Source organism: uncultured Neisseria sp., from assembly GCF_951230505.1.
GTDB lineage: Bacteria > Pseudomonadota > Gammaproteobacteria > Burkholderiales > Neisseriaceae > Neisseria.
In genome coordinates, this window is the sequence record NZ_CATNVN010000183.1 from 1 (window position 1) to 3,407 (window position 3,407).

At 51.3% G+C, this 3,407-nt stretch carries 5 protein-coding genes; 1 reads left to right on the forward strand and 4 read right to left on the reverse strand.

The window, feature by feature from the left end:
* Together Q1M25_RS09065 and Q1M25_RS09070 are read right to left on the reverse strand one after the other, a co-directional pair.
* On the reverse strand, positions 1 to 476 hold a 476-nt coding region (locus Q1M25_RS09065; RefSeq protein WP_300483967.1), incomplete at its 3' end, for a nitroreductase family protein.
* Between the two features lie 15 nt (positions 477 to 491).
* Positions 492 to 887, reverse strand: a complete 396-nt coding sequence (locus tag Q1M25_RS09070) for a DoxX family protein (protein ID WP_049323608.1) — start codon at positions 885 to 887, stop codon at positions 492 to 494.
* A 127-nt stretch (positions 888 to 1,014) separates the two neighbouring features.
* On the opposite strand from Q1M25_RS09070, the gene Q1M25_RS09075 reads away from it, so the two are divergent.
* A complete protein-coding gene (locus Q1M25_RS09075; protein WP_101755752.1) occupies positions 1,015 to 1,905 on the forward strand; it encodes a LysR family transcriptional regulator in 891 nt (296 codons plus the stop codon).
* Positions 1,906 to 1,962: 57 nt separating this feature from the next.
* Here Q1M25_RS09075 and Q1M25_RS09080 read toward each other — a convergent pair whose 3' ends face one another.
* Positions 1,963 to 2,304 carry a hypothetical protein gene (locus Q1M25_RS09080; RefSeq protein WP_300483969.1) on the reverse strand — a complete coding sequence of 114 codons (342 nt, stop codon included), beginning with the start codon at positions 2,302 to 2,304 and terminating at the stop codon, positions 1,963 to 1,965.
* Between the two features lie 200 nt (positions 2,305 to 2,504).
* Positions 2,505 to 3,407, reverse strand: a 903-nt coding sequence (locus tag Q1M25_RS09085; RefSeq protein WP_300483971.1) for a helix-hairpin-helix domain-containing protein, incomplete at its 5' end; no start/stop codon positions are given.

A 3,407-nucleotide genomic window follows, 5' to 3' on the forward strand; every position in this document is an offset into this window, starting at 1 on the left:
ATGGCCGCATCAGGCAGCGGATTGTAGTGTTGCAGATTGGCGCCGATACCGGCAGCCGCCAATGTTGTCCACACGGCATATTGAACCATGGCATTTGCCTGATCCGCCCAGATCGGGAAATTGGCCGCATAAGATGGGAACTGCTCTTGCAAGCCTTTGACAACATCTTGATCTTCAAAGAACAAAACTGTCGCCGCGCCTGCTTTAAACAAGTTCAGTTTTTGTGCAGTGGCTTCAAACTGCTCGGCAGGGACAACCGCACGCAAAGCTTCTTCGACAAAATGCCACACTTTGGTATGTTCTTCGCCAAACAATACGACCACTCGGGCAGATTGCGAATTAAAAGAAGACGGCGTATGCAAAACGGCGTGTTCGATGATTTTGGTTACTTCCTCATTGGACAGAGGCAGGGTGTTGTTCAATGCATAGATAGAACGACGGGTTTCAGCAGCTTGTTGCAAAACAGAATAAGTCATGATCTTTTCCTTAAATTAATCTTTATCTTTACCAAAAACGTTATCCAAAGCCCACACTCCACCGCCGGCTACTGCCAGGTACAAAAACACGAAGCAGAACAAAACGGCAGATTCACCATGGTTAGCCAATGGGAACAAAACATTACCAGAAGACGCGTGCGCCATAAAGTAGGCGGCTGCCATCTGACCTGACAAAATAAACGCGGCCGGACGCGTAAACAGGCCCAATATCAATAAGATACCGCCGACAATTTCCAAAACACCGGCCACCAGCATCAAGCCTTCGGGCGCACCGCCCATAGACATCGGAAAACTGAAAAACTTGGCCGTACCATGCAGCAAAAACAAATACGCCGTAACAATACGCAAGACAGACAATACAACAGGTTGGAATGATTTGAGGGCTGACATCTTAATAATCCTTATTTTAATGGCTACCTGAAGAGGTAGGGAGCAATTTCAATAAGTGCAGTATAGATAATTCCCAGTAAGAGATATATACTCGAATTATTGATACAACGTTTCCTAATAAGAAATCATGGATACCCTATTTAGCCTAAAAGTTTTCCGCCAAGTGGTTCAAAGCGGCAGTTTTACCCGTGCTGCCGATCAGCTCGACATCTCCACCGCCATGGCCAGCAAACACGTTAGCCATCTAGAAAACACCATACAAGCCAAGCTCTTACACCGCAACAGCCGCAACCTCCACCTGACCGAAGCAGGCGAAGAATACTACCGCCAATGCAGCTACGCGCTGGATACCTTGGACACCGCTGCCCAAAAAGCGGCAGGCGGCGCCGACACGCCGCAAGGTATGTTGCGCGTTACCATGCCCCTGTGGTTTGCAGGCGGTAATATGAGCGCATGGTTGGCCGAATACCGCCAGCGTTATCCCAAAGTCACGCTTGACCTCGTCCTCGACAACCGCCATATCGACCTCATCGCCGAAGGTTTCGACCTCGCCTTGCGCGTTTCCAAAACCCCCTCCCCTTCGCTGATCGTCAAACCGCTGGCCAAAATCGAGTTCGTCCTACTTGCCGCCCCCGACTATCTCGCCCGACACGGCACACCCGATACACCCGAAGCCGTCATGCAGCATCAAGCCATCCTGCCCTCCTATACCAGTCAACAAAACTGGGAAATTACCCACCGCCACACCGGAGAAAAAGCCATTCTCCACCTCTCCCCCGTTATCCGCAGTGACAACACACTGATGATACGCGAGCTGATTAAAGCAGGAGCAGGCATAGGCTATCAGCCCCTTTGGGCAGTCCAGCAGGAATTGAAGGAGGGCACATTAATCCAACTCCTGCCCGATTACACCATCTGGACAGATCAACTGAACGCCACCTATGTCGACAGGGCATTTCTCAGCGCGAAAGTGCGCAGCTTTATCGACTTTCTCAATGAAAAAATATCGGAAGGATAAACATCAAGGCCGTCTGAAACACTTTTCAGACGGCCTTTAATCAAAGCAACAATCCAATCAATAATTAGTCGAGCAGAACTGTTCGCGTTTGTCCGCATCGGCGGCATAGCATGTCAAACCCATGCCTGACGCATTGCTGTTGTTCACTTTCGCACCCGGTTTCTTGTTCACCAAAACCTTACCGTTTTTTCCGATTTCCACGGTTACGCCTTTGCCGTTTTTCAGCTTCCATTTCAACACTTGCGCATCGGCACTTTGGCACTTGCTGACCGTACAGCCACCTTCTGTCGCGACATTGCCGTTTTTATAAATCACGCACTGCTGCTGGCTGTCGGTACAGGCGGCATAGGCAGCAACGGAGAAACAGGAAATCAGCGCGGCAAACAAAACAGGTTTCATGGTTTGAACTCCTTGGGTTGTGATGATGGGTTTGTGATGTTTGGAACTATACGCTTATTTGTATGTACCTACTACAAAATGTATCGGTAACATTCAACGAGCGCAGCACTATATCCATTCCACCAATTATCTAATTCGCCCCATACGATAAAGGCCGTCTGAACATCACTTTTCAGACGGCCTTCAATTGGTTTTCTACCTTAACGCTTCAACTTCGCAAACGCATCTGCCATCGCCGAATTGGTTGGGACACGCTCGTTGCGTTGGGGTTTGCGGTCGCGGCGTTCTTGATGTCGAGTTTCAGACGGCCTGTTGCCTTTGGCTGTGCCACCCAGTTCGTCATCCAACCGCATAGTCAGCGCAATGCGTTTACGCGCAGCATCGACTTCCAGCACTTTTACTTTCACCACATCGCCGGCTTTCACCACTTCACGCGGGTCTTGGACGAACTTGTTGGACAGGGCGGAGATGTGCACCAAGCCGTCCTGATGGACGCCGATGTCCACGAACGCGCCGAAGTTGGCAACGTTGGAAACCACGCCTTCGAGTATCATGCCGACTTGCAAGTCGCTGATTTCGTGTATGCCTTCGGCGAATGAGGCCGTCTGAAACTCGCCACGCGGATCGCGGCCGGGTTTTTCTAGCTCGGACAAAATATCCAAAATGGTCGGCAGGCCGAAGCGTTCGTCGGTAAAGTCGGACGCTTTGATTTGCTTCACGCGCTCGCGGTTGCCGATGAGTTCGGAGGCGGTAATGCCTTGTTGCGCCAGCATTTTGGCAACTACAGGATAGGCTTCGGGGTGGACGGCGCTCGCGTCCAACGGCTCTTTGCCGCCGTTAATCCGCAAAAAGCCTGCTGCCTGCTCGAAGGTTTTTTCGCCCAAGCGCGGCACTTTCAGCAATTTTTTGCGGCTGTCGAACGCGCCGTTTTCATCGCGGTAGGCGACGATGTTTTGGGCAAGGGTTTGATTCAAACCGGAAATCCGCGCCAAGAGCGGGGCGGATGCAGTGTTCACGTCCACGCCGACGGCGTTCACGCAGTCTTCAACCACCGCGTCCAGCGATTTGGCGAGCTGGCTTTGGTTCACGTCGTGCTGATACTG